This is a genomic window from Synechococcus sp. CCAP 1479/10 (assembly GCF_019038515.1).
In the GTDB taxonomy this organism is placed as follows: domain Bacteria; phylum Cyanobacteriota; class Cyanobacteriia; order PCC-6307; family Cyanobiaceae; genus Cyanobium.
The window spans coordinates 1-17,213 of the sequence record NZ_JAFKRJ010000023.1 but is presented as its reverse complement, the minus strand read 5'-3'; the positions used below and the strand labels follow the sequence as shown (position 1 = coordinate 17,213).

Here is a 17,213-nt window from a genome sequence, read left to right as displayed (position 1 = left end):
TGGTGCGTTTCATGGTCGAGTCCCCGGCCCAGTCTGGCCGGCTGAAGACTCTCATTCACCCTGGACCGGTTTTCGGGGTCCACGTCAGAGGGTTATCGACTGGCGGAAATTGCGACGCTCCACTCCCTGGCTGGCTCGGTGCCCGAGGCCTTCGCGACGATTCAGGCAGCGGAGGAAGCGGTCAGACGCTCGGGTGAGGCCTACTTCATGCCCCTGGTCCATGTCCGCAAAGCGGACGTGATCGCCAGAGCCATGGGCCATGACGAACCCACCGTGATGGAGGCCCTGGATCAGGCCCTGGCCATGGCCAGGGCCCAGGGGGCCACAAGCTTCGAGACCATGATCAACGAGAAGAAACAGCTCTACGCCCGGGAACGGATCGGCGGATCCGCGCAGTAACGCGCCTGCAGGTTGCCACTCAGCGCTTCAGGCCAAGGGCCTGTCGCGCCAGAGAAACGGACAAGCCGGCCCACTGGATCGAGGCATCCGCCATGTCGGCCGTCAGGGACAGGCAGGCCATGGGGATGGTGGTGAGATCACGGAGCAGGGTGCTGCCAGCCGTAGGCGTAGCACCATTCGCCTCCGCCAGAACGGAGGAGCTCACCATACGCAGATCGGTACTGAGGGAATAGCTGGAGCCCAGACCTTCCAGTTCGATGAAATCACCATCGCGCTTGTATTCCCCCAGACCGAGCTGGTTAGCCAGGGGCAGGCCCGCATAGTTGAAGATCTGGATTCGGAAGTGGCCGAGTTCCCAGAATCGGAGTTGGCGAACGTTCTCCGACTGCCAGACCGTCTCCAGCAGGGCCTGATGGTCTGAATAGGCGGGATCAACACTGCTCCTCGTCTGCTTGAGGCTGTTGATGGCCAGCTTCGGAGTCAGAAAGGTGAATCCATGGATCAACTCTTCGATTCGGCTCAGGACAGCTCCCGCGCTGGCCGCGTCAGGGGCGGGCCATGGTAGTCCGAAGCCAGCCCGTGCCTCGGCTGCGGCGCGGTCGAGGACCGGTGAGTCCTGCAGGTCAGACGCCGTCTCGCCGAGCAGGCCCTCAGGCTGGAACTTGGGGTCCGCCTGGATGCGGATGATGGGCAGCATGTGCTCATGGCTGTCACGGCCGTAGCGCAGGTAGGTGGGGACACTGATCCCCATCGAGTCCGTATCGTCACCGAACAGCTCTCCGGAGAGGGAGTCGCGGGACGGGGGGTGAGGTGAACCAGACGGGCGGGAGTCCAGACAATCGAATCGGCCCACAAGCTTGGACAGCCCGATCACTTCTCGACCCGTGATCGCCGAACGGATGTTGTCTACACAGATGAAGGGGTAGACCCAGCAGATCTTGTCTGGGAATCCGTTGTTGAAGCGCAGAACGGGGAAGGAGAAAAAGACTTCGTGCTGGCGGGTGGAGCGCTCAGGGTGGAAGCTGCCAGACCGGATGTCTGGATAGAAAAGGACCCCAAGGACAACGAAAGGCTGTCCAAAGCCGGCACCCACCAGCGGCAGGGAGGACAGCGGCCAGTAGGTGAATGAGTTGGATGCCGGGTTCAGATAGCGTGCGCAGAAGCTCTCCAGGGCGCCGGCCTCGGCCTTGAGCTTGAAGTAGTGCGACTGAATGCCCGTGAACAGGTAAGGGGGTGCCTCCTGCTGGCCATCCAGTGGATTATCGAGATAGGGAAGATCGTTCACGAATGCAGGTGCGGCTGGTCCCGATACGCGTCGGCTCACCCTACTGGCAGAACACAACCCACGTCCTCCAGCAGCGAACCTCCGTAGAGGTGCGCGGGCGACTGAAAACCCGGAGCCACATGGCCCTTGAGGACACGCCCGACGATCGCCGTAGCCGTCGCACCGGTGACGGTATAGCCATCCGGCGTCTGGATGCGGAGGGAGCGGCAGCGTCGCCAGCGATCCTCCGCTTCCACCACAAGGGTGAAGCCGGAGCGCTGCCGTTGCGTTGCGGAAGGGGCCTCGGGCCAACCTTGACTGAGAAGATCCAGCAGCCGCTGGCCGAGGGCCGACTGGTGCAGCGGGGCCATGCTGGAGCCGGCCCGGTAGGCGAACTGAACGGGCCAATCGGCCTGGGCATACACCTCCAGGGTGGCGATGCCATCGGTGACCTGGCTGATGAAGACATCCGGCCAGGTGACGGCGACCGCCTTCCGCAAGCCGGCGCCGAAGTCGAAGCAGCGCGACAGCGACCCCGCAGGCAAGCCGGTGGGAGTCCCGTTCCTACGCACCATCACGGTGGAGCTGGTGAGTCCCATCAGGCTGCGGAACGTGCCCCGTGACATCACATCAGGGGCGGAAAGGGCCAGACGCAGAGCGACCGCCTCAGGGAACCGGGCCAGGGCCATCGCCAGGAGACAATCCGACGCCACGATCGAAAAGCCGATCCCCGGCATCAACATCACGCCGTTGTCGGCGGCGCGCTCACCCTGATCCATCGCCAGCTGAAACACGGGCCATTCCCCGGTCAGATCGAGATAGTGGGTGCCGGTGCGAATACAGGCGGCGATCATCGGCAGCGCCGTGCGCGTAAACGGACCAGCCGCATGCAGCACCACCTGAATCGTGTCGAGGGACGCCTCGATCTGCGCAGGATCATCGAGGCAAAACGCAAGGAAATCCAGGTTCCATCGGCGAGCCAACTCCGCCAGCTTGGCTTCATTCCGGCCCGCCAGCACCACATCGATCCCCTGCTCCTGAAGGCACCGGGTCAGCAGCCGGCCGCTGAACCCGGTGGCGCCGTAGAGCAGGACGCGACCGCCAGGATGGACGACACCGCTGCCAGGAAAAGCCGGCATCAGGTTGCCCGGTTGAACACCCAAGGAACCAGGTCCTCGATGAAATCCTTATCCTCAGACTCCGGCAGGTGGCCATAGGCCCTGGTGAATTCGTGGCGCGCGGCACCCGCCAGGGACTCCGCCACCATGCGTGCATAGTCAACGGAACCCTTGCTGACCATGAGATCCGCAAGCCAGGCCACGGCTTCAGCGGTGCGCTCCTCGCGCCGCAGATTCATGAAGTGGTCGAGCTGCTGGCGTTCACTCGCATTGCATTGGTCACGGGCATGAATCAACAGCAGGGTGTGCTTCGCTTCGAACAGATCCCCCCGCGGCTCTTTGCCGTAAGAAGCTTCGGAGGAGAAGTTCAGCAGATCATCCTGGATCTGGAAGGTGGCACCGAGAAAGAAACCGAAGCGGACAACGGCATCTGGATCCACCTGGCCATGGGTTCCGAGCAGCATCCCCACCTGGGCCGGCCAGATGGTGGCCATCCACGCCGTCTTCTTCAGCACCATGGTGAGATAGTCAGCCGTGGTGATGTCATGGCGATGGTCCTGCCTCCAGCCGATATCCAGCGCCTGCCCTTCCGCCGTTTCCCTGGCCATCCGTCGCGTCACGTCAAGAATCCTGCGGGCAAATGTGCCGCCGCGACTGCCGACATGGTCGAGCAGGGGGCCGAAGGCCATCAGCAACATGGCATCGCCGGCGTTGATCGCCAGCGGCACACCATGCAGGGCATGCAAGGTGGGAAGGCCTCGGCGCTCCACGCTTTCATCCTGGATGTCGTCATGAATGAGCAGGGCATTGTGGAGAATCTCCACCGCGCCGGCGAAGGGGATGGCATCTTCCAGCCTTCCGCCGAAGGCCCGCGCATTGGCCATGCAGATGCACGGCCGCATCATCTTGCCGCCACGGCTCGGATAATCGGCCAGGAGGTCATGGAGATAGGGAGCCTGGGGCTGGCTCGTGAGATAGCGATCCACATACTCGCGAATCAGCTTTCCATAGGCCTCAAGCAGTGGCTGGATCGTTCTGGTCATGGACCCCACGCACCACAAGCACCACGGCCTGCATTAACGGGGCTCGCCGGCATCGTCGACTCCAGGGCCCGCAGCAGAATCCCGCCGCTCCTGCGGGCGTTCACGATCCCCGCGACGCTGATCAACCTCCTGCAAGAGGATATCCATGGCATCAAAATAGGTATTGGCCATGTCCCGTCCCAACTGGATCATGCGACTGGTCAGGGCGCCCAGGTCGCGGGAGGCATCGGCAGCGCCACGGGGTGTCTGCTGGCTGTAGCGCTCGGCGGCGTCATGACCCTGGCGAAAGTTCTCCCCAATGACCTGATAGGCCGTTCGGATGGTGTCTTCCACCGTTTCGGTGATACGCCGGGCACCCACCTGCGGCCCGCTGTCTGACCAGCCACTGCGCAAAGGGCTCTCACGCTCAAGCGGGGGACGTTGCCAACGTCCATCCGGAGTGTCCTCCTGATCCATTTCCGGCTGGTGATCTGGCAAAGGGGTATCTGACATCGATGGTGTAGCGCTCTGATGGGGAGTTTATGCTGAACCGTTCAAGGATGGTCATATCCGTGGATCTCGGCCAGCGGGGGTGAAGCCGCAATGGCATGGGCGGCCAGCCGCCCGGAGATCACGGCGGCTTCGGTACATCCCTCGTTGAACCCACAGTCGGTCCAGTCTCCAGCGATCGTCAGGTTGTCGTAGGTGGGATCCAGCGGAGAAATCCGATGCTTCAGACTTCCTGGCAGCGCCAGAACATAGCGGTCACTCGGGTTGACGTTCGCCCTCCAGTACTGGCTCAGGAATCTCTGCTCATCAAGGATCTCTGCCCCCGGGGGCTCTCCGGCACCCTCCGGCGGAGCTGGATCGGCCAGCAGTTCCCAGCGGAAGGCTCCCGCGGCGTCATAGGCCCGGGGCCACAGGGCCGAGCCGGCGCTGCGCAGAAAGGCCAAGGCGTTCTCCCTGACCTCCTCCGTTCGCCGCAGCGGATAGTGACTGTCGGAATCAGGCGGCGGCACAGGAGGATCCCTGAGAACGCCGCAGAAGTAGATGGCGGTGGCGGGAGGCCGCGCCCATGCCTCTTCAGGAATGACATGGGCCATGTCACACCAGGTGTCGAAGGGCTTATCGAAGGCCGAGACGATGTAGGGAGGACCCTGCCAGCCCAGCTGGGACAGATCCTCCTGCAGCCACAGCTGAAAGGCCTGCGTCGCCGTGGTCTTCACCTTCTCCACCATGGTGGCCCAGCGCTGATCCCTGGCCAGGATCTGGGGGCAGACATGGGGGACGGCGCCGATGCTCACCCCGAGAACAACGGCATCGAAATCACGCTTCACCTCGAGGCGGCGCCTGGAGGTGAACGAGCGATCCCAGTGCGACTCGAAATCCCGCTGTTCGACACGGAGGCGGTCACCGTCGACCAGCTGCTCGAAATCGGGTTGCGATGGCCAACAGGGACGATCGCCCACGTTGATCAAGGGGTCATAGTCGCGGTTGCCGTGAATCTCGGCCTGAACATCAAACTCAAGGGCTTCCACATGGCTGCGATCGCCGCTCTGGATGGGTGGCCCCGCAGGGATCTGAACATCGGTGAGCTTGTGGAAGAACTGGAAACGCACCCCCCGGCGACGCAGCAAGGCATACAGGGGCGCAAACACCACATCGCCCATGCCCGCCCGCAGGCGCCAGAACAGGGAGCCTCGATAGCCGAAGAACATGCGCAGGGAGCCCCGGATCGCCTGTCCGGCCGCGAGGGCCGGCTTGCTGGAATCACCGTCCTCGTAGGCCAGGGCAAGGTCATACAGACCGACCACGAAAGGGGAACCAACGGCCCGCTCCGAAGCCCCATTAAGGCGCAGCCATTCCCTGCATTCGTAGTGGTCGATCGCATCCAGTCCCCTGGGGTCACGGAGCAGGTTGAATCGAAAACTACCCACGATGATCGCCAGCACGAGGTCGACGATCTCCCAGATGTAGCGCTTGGGATGATCCAAGAGCCATCGCTCTTCCAGCCAGGATCGGATGGAGGTGTTCAGCTCCTCAACGAAGCGGATCAGGGGGGCTTCCACCGGGAGCGGCAGGATCCGCAGGGCACTGCTCAACAGAGCGAGCCCCTCCACGATCAGGGCCGCTCCGGTGAACGTGCCCCCCGCCAGCCAGCCGGCCATGGCTTCCAGAAGGTCCCCGGGCTGGCCCCCATCGCGGGGCTCCGTCGACGTGCTCACCTCCACATCCAGGATCAGGGTGCGCAGCATGGCAATGGCCTGCTGCAGATAGCCCGCCATGGAATAGACGGCGCCGGGCTCCAGCGGGTCCCCCGGCAGGCCCGGCCTGGGTGGAAACTGCGCCGTCCACTTCTGCCAGTCAGCCGATCCTGCCCGTGAGAACAGGCCCACATCCATTTCCGGCAGAAAGGCCTCCTGCCAGGGGCCGAACGGTGATCCTTCCGGCGGCGCCTCCAGAGCGGAATAGCACTCCCGCATCATCCGGAAGGAATTCTCATAGAAGCCCAGCCACACATGCAGTCCGTGCTCCTCCACCCGAGCGGACGGACCACGGCCCGACGCCCCCTTGCCCCCCAGCCTCCATCCCTGCTGGTAAACAGTGACGGCGTAGCGGCCGTTGTGCTCAGGTCTGGAGAGTTCGTAGGCCGCGGTCATGGCGCCACAGCCACCGCCGATGATCGCGACTCTGACCGGCTCTCCTCTGACGGGCTCTGCTCTGACCGGCTCTCCCACGACCATCCGGATCCATCAGCCGCCGTGCCGGCAAACGCTACCGGACCTTTCCCGTGGCCTCACATCCGCTCCAGGGTGGGAATGCCCAGCAGGCCCAGGCCCTGTTTGAGGGTGTCGGCGCTGAGGCGGCAGAGCGCCAGCCGTGATCCGCGGGCCGGTTCCTCGGCCCTGAGCACCGGCACCTGGTCGTAGAAGCGGTTGAACAGCTGGCAGAGCTCGAACAGGTAGCTGCACAGCCGGTTGGGCAGCAGCTCCTCCTCCACCTCCTGGATGACGGCATCGAACTGCAGCAGCTGGCGCACCAGCGCCCATTCCTGGGGCTCGCTGAAGCCCAGCACCGCCGGAACCTCGCCATTGCCGCCGCCCTTGCGGGCGATCCCGGCGATCCGCACCACCGCATAGAGCAGATAGGGGGCGGTGTTGCCGCTGAGGGCCAGCATGCGATCGAAGCTGAACTGGTAGTTGGTGATCCGGTTGGTGCTCAGGTCGGCGTACTTCACCGCCGCCAGGCCCACCGTTGTGGCGACCTCGCTGATGAAGGTCTCCTCCTCCTGGCGCTCCTCCTCGGCCAGGCGGCGGCGCAGGTCGGCTTCGCAGCGCTCCACCGCCTCATCCAGCAGTTCCTTCAGCCGCACCGTGTCGCCGGCGCGGGTCTTGAGCTTCTTTCCGTCCTCCCCCTGCACCAGCCCGAAGGGCACGTGCTCCAGCCGCCCGCCCTCGGGGATCCAGCCGGCGCGGCGGGCAACCTGGAACACCCCGGCGAAATGGCTGGCCTGGCCGGCGTCGGTGACGTAGATCACCCGGCGGGCGCCGTCCCCTTCAGGAGGAGCGGCGAAGCGGTAGCGGATGGCCGCCAGGTCGGTGGTGGCGTAGTTGAAGCCGCCGTCGCTCTTGCGCACGATCACCGGCGGGGCCTGGCTCGCCGTGCCGTCCTCCGCCTCGAGGAACACGCACTGGGCGCCGCCATCACTGACCAGCAGGCCGGCGGCGGCCAGATCGGCCACCACCGCCTCCAGATAGGGGTTGTAGAAGGACTCGCCGCGCTCGTCGAGACGGATGTCGAGGCGGTCGTAGAGGCGCTGGAACTCGCGGCGCGACTGGTCGCACAGCAGCTGCCAGGCCCTGCGCGACACCGGATCGCCGCTCTGAAGCTTCACCACCTCCTCGCGGGAGGTGGTCTGGAAGGCTTCGTCGCTGTCGAAGCGGGCCTTGGCCTGGCGGTAGAAGGCCACCAGGTCGCCCAGGTCGACCGCATCGGCGGTGTCGAGCGCCTCGGGCGCCACCTGCTTGAGGTGGGTGATGAGCATGCCGAACTGGGTGCCCCAGTCGCCGACGTGGTTGAGCCGCAGCACCGGATGGCCGCGGAACTCCAGCACCCGGGCCAGGGCGTCGCCGATGATCGTGGAGCGCAGATGCCCCACGTGCATCTCCTTGGCGATGTTGGGGCTGGAGAAATCCACCACCACCGGCGCGCCGCCGGGGGCCACGGGTTCCACCCCCAGGCGGGGATCCGCCAGCCGACGCCCCACCTCGGCGGCCAGCACCTCCGGCCTCAGGGTGAGGTTGATGAAGCCCGGACCGGCGATCTCCGGCGGCAGGCAGAGGGCCCCGAAGGCCGGATCGGCCGCCAGGCGGTCCACGATCGCCGTCGCGATCGCCCGGGGCGCCAGACGCAGGGGACGGGCCAGGGCGAGGGCGCCGTTGGCCTGGAAATCACCGAACTCCGGCTTGCTGGCGGGCCCGAGCTGGGGATCCAGCGGCGCTCCGGCCGCACGGGCGGCGGCGGCCGCCTCGGGAAACGCGCTTTCCAGGGCCCCCAGCAGATGGCTGTTCAGGGCGTGGGCGAAGCGCAGCATGGAGCGAAGCCGGTCAAACGGCAGGCGGGGGCACGATCATCCTCCCCGGCGGGGCAGCGGGGTGGCGGGGCCAGCTGAGGAGGCCGTCACAGACACCGCCGACCATCCGCATCGCCGTTGCAGCAGATCAGAGGATTCAACATCTGCCAGCGTGGGCTCTGATCCACACCATCCCGCGGCTAGTTGCGCAGAAGGGGACACTGCTTGACCAGGGAGAATCCAATGGTCCCAAGGGGTTTCAGGCCATTCCCCGCTGACGGACCGATGGCTTGGCAGGCAGCGCAGCAACCAAGATCCGTTCGAACGCCGGTTACAGCCTGAAAATTCGGAGATAACAAAACCGGATAACTTGCGATCAGTTGAGGCCTGCCTGAATGAATCCCGACCCCCGATGCATCCCCGCCCGGGCCGTGGCCCGGGCCACCGGCGCCCTGGCGGCCGCCGGGATGGTCGGCCTGCTGTCCGCCGCCACGCCGGCCTGGGCCGTCGATCCGTTCTTCACGGTCACGTTCGGGCCGGACCAATCCACCGAAGCGACGGGCGTCAGGGCGGCGGCGACCTTCAGCTTTGTCGACGCCGGCAGCTTCGTGGACATGACGATCACGCTGTCGAATCTCACGGGCACCACCCCTCCGCCCCTGGGCTCGCAACCGACGGCCTCGGAATTCGTGGCCCTGGCGTTCCAGCTGCCCAGCAACATCAGCACGGTCGATCTCGGCGCTGGCGCCAATGCCGATCTCGGCTACACACCATCGAGCGGCTCCCTGTTCGACATCGCCGTGGCCGACGCGGATTTCTCTCCGTTTGATTCCACCGCGCCCAGGCCCCCCCTGGACCCGTACTCCCTGTGCATCACGGCCGGAAACGACAAGGGCTGCACCGGCGGTGGCAACCCCGGCGACGGCCTCAACAATGCGACGCTCGGTTACTCCGCGGGCACCTTCCGGCTGTCGGCCGCTGATGTCAGCGGCGCCCTCGCCTTCCGCCAGGCCTTCTTCAACTTCTACCAGCCGCTGATTCCGCCCACGGGTGACCCGGCCTACATCGGCCCGATTGCGGCCAGATTCAAGGCGATCGAACCCGGTGGTCGCAGCGACAAGCTCCTCGCCGGGACCATCGGTGGTGGGCAAGCCCCTGGCGATGAGGTCCCCGGCCCGGTGCCCCTCCTGGGCGCCGCGGCGGCCTTCGGCTACAGCCGCAAGCTGCGTCGCCGGATCGGGGCCCACACGCCGACCCGATGAGCGAGACCCCTCAGAACAGGGGCCTGGAGACGGCGATCGTCGCCGACCGGCTGGCGCTGGTGGCCCTGACGCTGTTCGCGGTCTACGGGGCCGCGGTGCTGGCGTCGATCCTTCCGCCCCGGCTGCTGGATCCCCTCTGGCAACTCAGCAGCACCAGGATCACCGTCGAAGCGGCCCCGATTCCGCTGCTGGGGCTGGCCCTGCTGCACCTGGCCGCCTATCTCAGCCCGGCCAACCTGCGACTGCAACGGCGGCGGGAGGCCCTGGCACGGCTGGCCGTCCCGGTCTCCCTGGCCTTTCTGCTGATCGTTCCCCTGCAGGGCCAGGCCGTCTGGCGGTCCTACCAGCTCGCCAATGCCGTCGCCGGCCAGCAGCAGGCCAGCACCAGCGAGCGGGCGGACAGGGTCCGGCTCGCCATCGAGCAGGCCACCAGCCCCGCGGACCTGCAACGACGGCTTCTGGCGCTGCAGCGGCCGGATCTGCGCATCCAGCTGGACCCCTCGCGCTTTCCGACCATCCCCCTGCCCGTCCTGAAGCGACAGCTGCTCAGCCAGCTCGATCAGGCGGAGGGTCAGGTCAAGGCGAGATTCGCGCCCGTCGATCCCGCCACGGCTGATCGCATCACCCGTGAAAGCCTGAGGGTCATCGTCTCGTCGATCGCCTTTGCGGCCGGCTTCGCGGCCTGTGCCCAGCGCAAGAGTCAGCAGGTGCCCTTCCTGGTGGAGTGGCCGTTCCTGCTGGCCCAGCTGAACCCCCTGGAGCTGTGGCGGCGGGCCCGCACCGCCCGGGGGAACGGCGGGCTGGCGCTGCGCCGTTCGGCCGCTGAGCGGGAAGCGGAGTTCTTTGAGTCCCTGGCCCCGCCGGAGGACGGCGGCCAGCACCCCGCCGCCTGAAAGGAACGTCAGGAAACCAACGTGGAGGAACGGGCCCGATCCGGAAGGCCAACACGGGGCTGGCACCCTTCCAACCCAGTGGCCGCAAGCACTTCAGGCCGGGAAGCCGTGGCACGGGCCCGGATCCGCCCCCGAGCTTAAGGATTGGCTAAAGCACCTTGATGCAGGGTGACAAAACCTGTGGTATGGTGAGCGGACTTTCATGCTGTCGCAATGTTGGCCTCGGCCCGCCGCAACCAGCTCCTTTCGCTCGGCTGCCTGGCAGGTCTCCTTATCGGAGGGGCCACCCCCGCGATGGCGTTCACGTCGTTTGACGTCGATTTCAGCGCAGCTGATAAGAAAACAAGCGCAGAAGCCACCGGTGTTACCGGGAAGATGACGTTCAGCTTCACCAAGCTGGACCAAACCAACGCTGCAGATAATCGCTACACCTTAGATCTCACCGTCAAGAACACATCTCCCATTGGCACCAATCCCTCAGGAACGCTGACAGCTTTTGCGTTTAACGTCCCGGGCCCTACATCCTCTCCCGACTTCAAGTTGCTCACCTACAACCCCCTGAATTCAAATTTCGGGGATGTCTACGGCGCATCGACGACCCGCAGGGAGCGGAACGTCAACAACAATCAGGATCTGGTCTTCCCTGCGACGGGAACCCTGATTCGGGCTGCCTACGCACCGTTCGGCAGCTTCACCTTCTGTGCAAGGGACACCGGCAACAGCTGCCACGGAGGCTCCCAGAACGGCACGGGTCTGAGGGATGGCGAGTCGACCGCAGTCCGGTTCACCCTGGCCTCCAACAAATCGACCATCAACAGCGCCACTCTCGTCGCCCAGTCCTTCTTCGATCTCTTCAACTCCCGGACCTTCACCAAGGACGGCGATTTCAAGAACGCCCAGGTGGCCCTCCGCTTCCAGAACGTGACCACCAGCAGTGGTGCGACCGGCAAGAGCGACAAAGTGGCTGGCGTCCCCAAGCGGCCACCCCAGGGTCCCGGCGATGAGGTTCCCGGTCCCCTGCCCGTTCTCGGTGCGGCCACGGCCTTTGCCTTCAGCCGCCGCCTGCGTCGCAGGATCACCTCCGCCAGCTTCCAGTCTGCTTCCCCCGCCTGAGGGGCTCAGAAGGCTCGGGCCACAGGGCATACCCTGGCCCAGACCTCCTCTCCACCTGATCGGAGACACCATGCCACGGGCCACGATCGCGCATGGTGTCTGATTCTCCTGTCAGCCCCCGTGGGGCTGCGGTCCTGGCCCACAGGTTCTCGGTGTTTGCACGGGTCCTCTTCGTCATCTACGGCGTCAGGGTCGTCGCCACAGCCATTCCGCTGCAGCCACTCGACACCCTCTGGCAGCTGAGCGTCAGTTCCGTGCTGATCAGCGCCGCCGCCATTCCGCTGCTGGGCCTGGGGTTGCTGCATCTGGCGGCCTACCTGGATCCCGCCAATGCCGCCCTTGAGAAACGTCGGGATGCCCTGGCCCGCTGGGCGATCCTGGCGGTGCTGGGGTTCCTGCTGCTGATTCCTCTGCAGACCTATGCCTCCTGGAGCACCGTCGCCACGGCCAGGGCCAGGCTGACGAGCCAGCTGACGATCGCCAACAGGAACTTCGCCCTGGTCCGCGAGGCGATCAATGCCGCCACAAGCCTGGAGGATCTCAAGACGCGGCTGCAGGCGCTGGAGTCCCCGGAGCTGGGCATCCGCTTCGAAAACCTGGGCCTGCCGTTGCCGGAGACCCAACGCCAGATGCTGATCCGCCTCAACGAAATCGAGGAGCAGGTGAAGGCCAGGATCAAGGCGCCGCCACCGGAGGCCATCGAGAACGTGGCGACCAACACCCTGCGGGTGACGGCCACCAGCGTCGTCTATGCGCTGGCCTTCGCGATCGCAGCCCAGCGCCGCGGCCGGGAGGTGCCGCTGCTGGTCGAGATGCTGACGATCTGGAGCCTGCGGCGGCAGGACCGACAATCCCGGCGTGGCTCCCCCGGCGCCGTCGAGGAGGACTATTTCGCCCAGCTCGCCCCGCCGGAGGACGATCCGCCCGCCTCCCCCTGAAGGCCCGAGGGCGGGCAAAACTGTGAGCAGGGTGAGAGAATCTCTGCTAAGGTGAGCATGGATTAAGGAAGCGTTCATGCGCGCCACAGCCAAGACCCCCCTCCGGCTGCTCGGTGGCCTCACCGGACTGGGACTTGCCGCGCTGGTCGGGCCGATCGGGCTCGCCAGCCCCGCCATGGCCAGGACCGCCTTCGATGTGGTGTTCGACAGCGGCATCGCCGGCACCAGCTTCTACAACACCGGCGTCAAGGGCCGGATGAGCTTCGACTTCCGCAAGGACCCGGGCAACGGCAACACCTACACCCTCGACCTCGGCATCACCAACACCTCCCCGGCGTCGGGCCCCTCCTCCGGCACCCTGGTGGGATTCGCCTTCAACGAGCCCCTGCGCAGCAACGGCAGCGAGGCGATCTCCCTGCTGAGCTACAACCCGCTGGATTCCGGCTTCGGCAGGGTGTTCGGTGGCGTCAACAACACCACCTCGCAACAGCGCAGCCGCGGTGTACGCGTGAACGAAGACGAATGGCTGACGATCACAGGCTCGGCCACCGCCCCCTATGCCCCCTTCTCCAACTTTGATTTCTGCGCCCGCATGAGCAGCAGCAACGGCTGCCATGGCGGATCCGGCAGCACGGGCATCGGCGGAGGCAGCACCGTCAAGGTTCAGTTCAAGCTGCAATCCAACGACTCGAACATCGCCACTGCTGATCAGGTAGCGGAGCGTTTCTATAACCTCTTCAACGCCTTCGATCCGGGCGATCGCTGGAGCAAGGCCCAGATTGCTCTGCGCTACCAGAACGTCAAAAAAGCCAACGGACGAACTGAAAGCGGCGGCGAAAAGGTTACAGGGGCAGCATTCTGGCGCATTCCTGATGAAGGGCCCACCGATGCAGTTCCGGGTCCCCTTCCCGTTCTTGGGGCTGCGGCAGCCTTCGGCTGGAGCCGCAAGATGCGGCACCGGATCAGGCTCTCCTCAGCCCGATGCAGCACCGAATCCTGATGGTCATTGCTTGCTGCTCGAGAAGTGATTCCTCCATCACCTTGAGCCGTGTTCAGGCTGACATCAACACCAATCAGTGATATCGGAGTCGTGATCGATACCTCGTCCTGGTCATAACCAGTCACACATTGAGTGGCCGGTCGGTTGGCAGACTGGCAACTTCCAGCCTCGGTGATTGAAGCCGCTGCGAGAAAGTTCAGCGGCCTGAATGCTTCCGATCCCGTGGCGCTCGCGTCCCATCCCATCGACATCCACGCAGGGAAACCGGCAGGCCACCCAGAGTCCCGAACCGGGACCCGGCTCTCCTGATGGCCGGCACCAAGGAATTCAGGGCCTTCGATTCGGCGATCCTGGCCGATCGGCTCGCCTTCATGGCGATCGCCCTGTTCGTCACCTACCTCATCACCCTGCTGTCCAGCATCCTTCCCGTTCGCCTGCTGGACACCGAATGGCAGCTGCGCTTCATCTCCGCCTGCCTTGACTCGGCCACCATCCCCCTGGTGGCCCTCGGGCTGCTTCATCTGGCGGCCTACCTCGACCCCGAGAATCCCACCCTGCAGAAACGGCGCGACGTTCTGGCCCGTCTGGCCGTCGGGGCGGTCTTCGGCTTCCTGCTGATCGTCCCCCTGCAGGCCTTTGCCGGCTGGAACAGCGTGGTGGCGGCCAGGGCCAACGTGGCCCGCCAGCTCTCGGTCGCCAACGGCACCTTCGATCTCCTCCAGGAGACCATCACGACGGCCACCAGCCTCGACAACCTCCAGGCCCGCCTTCAGGCCATCCAGACCCCAAGCCTCGGCATCCGCTTCGAGACCATGGGGCTGCCGCTGCCGGACACCAAGCGCAGGATGCTGGCTCGCCTCCAGGAGGTGAGGCAGGAGGTGGCGGCCAGGATCCAGGCCCCGACGCCCAAGGCCATCGAGGCCGTGGTCAGGGACAGCCTGCGGGTGATGCTCTCCTCCTTCGCCCTGGCCATCGCCTTCGCCATGGGCGCCCAGCGCAAGGGGCAGGAGGTACCCCTGCTGGTGGAGTGGCACACGGCGATCAGCCTGCGGGGTGGGCCCCTCCCGGGCCTGTCCTCCGGCCCCAGTGAGGAGGAGTACTTCTCCCGACTGGTCCCCGAGGAGGACGACAGCTCGGAGACCGGCGTCCCTCCACCCCCCTGAGGCTTGCCACCCGGTGCTCCGGATGGCACCATCCCGCCAATAGGAGCCCCACAGCAGAGAGCAGCGCCGAGGCTGCGGATCCGTTACAGATCTGCACCAAATGCTTAAAGGCGCTTAGGGCGTTAAAGCTCTGACGCTCAGGCTTCGGGAAGGGTTCCTCCAAGGTTCGCCAGACCGGCCAGCAGGCAGCCGAAAGCATTGGCACGACCGGGATCCTGCCTCCTTCACCCCCTTCGGGAAGCCCCCCGCACCGTTCGGCAACGCCGTCGGGCCAGCCTTCGCTCGACCTCCCGGGCAAGGCCGCTGCGGCCGCCCTACAGCGATTTTTGAATCCGAACCCACAGGGTTGGTGGTGCAATTCCAAGGAAATGCTCAGCGTCGGTCACGCAACTCTCCCCGTGAATTGGCCTGTGCATAAAGACAGCAAAGCTGCTGCAGAACGATGATGAGTGCGGGGGAAAAGGGTCCCTTCCATCAGCCCCCCCCCCGGAAACAAAGTCGATCCCTCCAGTCCTCTGGGCGCAACGACTTTGAAGATCCCCTGAAGCATCCGCCTGTCCATGGTTGGAGGCTGCAGGTGCTGATGGTTCTCGTTGGTCATTTACCCCTCTCTTCGCCATGACTACCACCGAATTCACAGGGGCCCAACAATCGCTTTCCCCCCTGTTCCCTGAACTTTCGAGCCAAGCCAGACGCTCCTCCGATACAACCCTCACCCTGTTGGCGGACGCGGCCCCGGCCTCAGCCGAAGCGCCCGCCATCCTGATCAACGCCGCTCTGGCCACGACCAAGGCCTCACCGCCCGCCAACGGCTCAGGCAACAGCCTGGACAGCCTCGAAGCCAGCTTTTCGGCTCCGGCCGCCCAGGCCCCCGCACCGGAGCCCGTCTTCCAGAACGGTGTCACCATCGCCGCCACCCCGACGGTGGCCACCAGCAGCCACCAGGCGCTGAACGATCCCTGGCCCGGAGAAGCGTCCGGCCCGAGTGCCGCCTCCATGGCACCCACCTGCGGCTGCCGGGCCTGCAGCGTGCTGGCCGTCACCACCGGTGACGGTGCCGCTGCCTGGGACACCACCACCGACCAGGCTCCCCTGGTCCTGAGCGGCCTGGTCACCCTCGGCACGGGGGTGGACCTGAGCAATGTGTTCCGTCTGCACAGCAATCCGACAGCCACGAAGACGATCTTTCTCGACTTCGACGGCTATCAGATCAACAACTCCCCCTGGGAGAACGGCGGCAACCTGAGCCTGAAGGGCTTCTACAGCACCCTCGATTCCACCGCGCTCACGGAAATCCAGCGCATCTGGCAACGGGTGGCCGAAGACTTCGCCCCCTTCAACGTCAACGTCACCACCCAGGACCCGGGCACCGAAGCCCTGCGCAAGTTCGGGACTGGCGATGACCGCTGGGGCATCCGGGTGGCCTTCACCAGCAACCTCAACCTGCTCACCGGCAAGGCGATCACGAATGCCGGTGGTGGCGGTACCGCCTACTACAACAGCTTCAACTGGAGCACCGACGACGTGGCCCTGGTGTTCAACCGGGGTGAATACACCGCCGCCGAGACAGCCAGCCACGAAGTCGGCCACACCCTCGGCCTCACCCACGACGGCGCCGGCACCACCACGGAGTACTACGGCGGCCACGGCGGCGCCGGTGCCACCAGCTGGGGCACCATCATGGGGGCGTCCTGGCTGGGCAACGACGAGAACGTCACCCAGTGGAGCAACGCCCAGTACCTCGGCGCCAACAACACCCAGGACGACCTCGCCACGATCACCAACGGCAACGGCTTCACCTACAACGTCGATGACCACGGCAGCACCCTCAGCACCGCCACGGCGCTCACCGGGCTGACCTTCAGCAGCTTCGGCGTCATCGAGCGCAACACCGACATCGACATGTTCCGGTTTGACACCGGCGCCGGTCTGGTGTCCTTCAACATCGTCAACGCCTCCAGGGCCTTCGTCGGCAGCGCCGGCAGCTTCACCACCCAGTACCTCGCCTCCCGCGGCCCCAACCTGGACATCGCCGCGACCCTCTACCGGGCTAACGGCAGCGTCGTCCAGACCTTCAACCCGGCCGATCTGACCACGGCCAGCTTCTCCCTCAACCTCGACGCCGGCACCTATTTCCTCGGCATCGACGGCGTCGGCGTCGGCAACCCCCTGGCCCCCATCCCCAACGGCTACACCGATTACGCCAGCCTCGGCCAGTACATGGTGAGCGGCACCGTCCAGCCCACCGGCAGCACCCCGCCGCCCCCCACCACGACAACGCCGCCCCCCACCACGACCACCCTTCAGGTTCTGGATCCCAACGGCGCCGTCCAACTGCTGCGAGACGCCACCACCGACCTGGTCTCCGTCCGGATCAACGGCGTCACGTCAGCGGTCCGCAGGAGTGGCTCCCAGATCAGGGCCGGTCAGTTCAGCGGTTGGCAGATCCTCGCCGCCGAAACCGTCGG

Annotated in this window: 14 protein-coding genes; 8 read left to right on the top strand and 6 right to left on the bottom strand. The window is 65.6% G+C overall.

All coding sequences use genetic code 11. The features are described 5' to 3' along the window. The first annotated feature begins 207 nt into the window (after positions 1 to 207). On the top strand, positions 208 to 399 hold the full coding sequence (locus tag KUG39_RS07325; RefSeq protein ID WP_216918276.1) for a hypothetical protein: 192 nt from the start codon (positions 208 to 210) through the stop codon (positions 397 to 399). 19 nt (positions 400 to 418) lie between these two features. Here KUG39_RS07325 and KUG39_RS07320 read toward each other — a convergent pair whose 3' ends face one another. From KUG39_RS07320 to argS, 6 genes are read right to left on the bottom strand one after another with little or no spacing between them, the layout of a single operon-like run. Further along, a complete protein-coding gene (locus tag KUG39_RS07320) occupies positions 419 to 1,684 on the bottom strand; it encodes a hypothetical protein (protein WP_216913873.1) in 1,266 nt (421 codons plus the stop codon). A 35-nt stretch (positions 1,685 to 1,719) separates the two neighbouring features. Beyond that, on the bottom strand, positions 1,720 to 2,802 hold the full coding sequence (locus KUG39_RS07315; protein WP_216913871.1) for a saccharopine dehydrogenase family protein: 1,083 nt from the start codon (positions 2,800 to 2,802) through the stop codon (positions 1,720 to 1,722). Then, a complete protein-coding gene (locus tag KUG39_RS07310; protein WP_216913869.1) occupies positions 2,802 to 3,824 on the bottom strand; it encodes a polyprenyl synthetase family protein in 1,023 nt (340 codons plus the stop codon). Before KUG39_RS07310 ends, KUG39_RS07315 begins: the two co-directional genes overlap by 1 nt. Positions 3,825 to 3,857: 33 nt before the next feature. After that, complete coding sequence (locus KUG39_RS07305) at positions 3,858 to 4,316, bottom strand: hypothetical protein (RefSeq protein WP_216918274.1); 459 nt, start codon at positions 4,314 to 4,316, stop codon at positions 3,858 to 3,860. Between the two features lie 41 nt (positions 4,317 to 4,357). After that, positions 4,358 to 6,547: an NAD(P)-binding protein gene (locus KUG39_RS07300; protein ID WP_216913865.1), complete on the bottom strand. Its 2,190-nt coding sequence runs from the start codon at positions 6,545 to 6,547 to the stop codon at positions 4,358 to 4,360. A gap of 53 nt (positions 6,548 to 6,600) precedes the next feature. Then, the gene (gene argS / locus KUG39_RS07295) at positions 6,601 to 8,397 is read right to left on the bottom strand and encodes an arginine--tRNA ligase (RefSeq protein WP_216913863.1); all 1,797 of its coding nucleotides are present in this window, start codon (positions 8,395 to 8,397) and stop codon (positions 6,601 to 6,603) included. Between the two features lie 374 nt (positions 8,398 to 8,771). Here argS and KUG39_RS07290 point away from each other — a divergent pair, with 374 nt between their 5' ends. From KUG39_RS07290 to KUG39_RS07260, 7 genes are all read left to right on the top strand, one after another. Beyond that, a complete protein-coding gene (locus KUG39_RS07290; protein ID WP_216913861.1) occupies positions 8,772 to 9,638 on the top strand; it encodes a hypothetical protein in 867 nt (288 codons plus the stop codon). Then, entirely contained in the window at positions 9,635 to 10,531 is an 897-nt protein-coding gene (locus KUG39_RS07285) for a hypothetical protein (RefSeq protein ID WP_216913860.1), read from the top strand. The genes KUG39_RS07290 and KUG39_RS07285 overlap by 4 nt, the downstream gene beginning before the upstream one ends. A gap of 216 nt (positions 10,532 to 10,747) precedes the next feature. Next, a complete protein-coding gene (locus KUG39_RS07280; RefSeq protein ID WP_216913859.1) occupies positions 10,748 to 11,644 on the top strand; it encodes a hypothetical protein in 897 nt (298 codons plus the stop codon). Positions 11,645 to 11,739: 95 nt separating this feature from the next. Further along, on the top strand, positions 11,740 to 12,582 hold the full coding sequence (locus tag KUG39_RS07275) for a hypothetical protein (protein WP_216918273.1): 843 nt from the start codon (positions 11,740 to 11,742) through the stop codon (positions 12,580 to 12,582). A gap of 76 nt (positions 12,583 to 12,658) precedes the next feature. Next, positions 12,659 to 13,582, top strand: a complete 924-nt coding sequence (locus tag KUG39_RS07270; RefSeq protein ID WP_216913857.1) for a hypothetical protein — start codon at positions 12,659 to 12,661, stop codon at positions 13,580 to 13,582. A gap of 308 nt (positions 13,583 to 13,890) precedes the next feature. Further along, on the top strand, positions 13,891 to 14,745 hold the full coding sequence (locus tag KUG39_RS07265) for a hypothetical protein (protein WP_216913856.1): 855 nt from the start codon (positions 13,891 to 13,893) through the stop codon (positions 14,743 to 14,745). A gap of 720 nt (positions 14,746 to 15,465) precedes the next feature. Beyond that, positions 15,466 to 17,213, top strand: a 1,748-nt coding sequence (locus KUG39_RS07260; protein ID WP_216913855.1) for a zinc-dependent metalloprotease family protein, incomplete at its 3' end; no start/stop codon positions are given.

Bases quoted from the DNA above. Each gene is read 5' to 3' on its own strand.
- argS (WP_216913863.1), bottom strand. From the start codon at position 8,397: ATGCTGCGCTTCGCCCACGCCCTGAACAGCCATCTGCTGGGGGCCCTG.
- KUG39_RS07315 (WP_216913871.1), bottom strand. From the start codon at position 2,802: ATGCCGGCTTTTCCTGGCAGCGGTGTCGTCCATCCTGGCGGTCGCGTC.
- KUG39_RS07265 (WP_216913856.1), top strand. From the start codon at position 13,891: ATGGCCGGCACCAAGGAATTCAGGGCCTTCGATTCGGCGATCCTGGCC.
- KUG39_RS07290 (WP_216913861.1), top strand. From the start codon at position 8,772: ATGAATCCCGACCCCCGATGCATCCCCGCCCGGGCCGTGGCCCGGGCC.
- KUG39_RS07285 (WP_216913860.1), top strand. From the start codon at position 9,635: ATGAGCGAGACCCCTCAGAACAGGGGCCTGGAGACGGCGATCGTCGCC.
- KUG39_RS07310 (WP_216913869.1), bottom strand. From the start codon at position 3,824: ATGACCAGAACGATCCAGCCACTGCTTGAGGCCTATGGAAAGCTGATT.
- KUG39_RS07305 (WP_216918274.1), bottom strand. From the start codon at position 4,316: ATGTCAGATACCCCTTTGCCAGATCACCAGCCGGAAATGGATCAGGAG.
- KUG39_RS07325 (WP_216918276.1), top strand. From the start codon at position 208: ATGCCCCTGGTCCATGTCCGCAAAGCGGACGTGATCGCCAGAGCCATG.
- KUG39_RS07270 (WP_216913857.1), top strand. From the start codon at position 12,659: ATGCGCGCCACAGCCAAGACCCCCCTCCGGCTGCTCGGTGGCCTCACC.
- KUG39_RS07300 (WP_216913865.1), bottom strand. From the start codon at position 6,547: ATGGTCGTGGGAGAGCCGGTCAGAGCAGAGCCCGTCAGAGGAGAGCCG.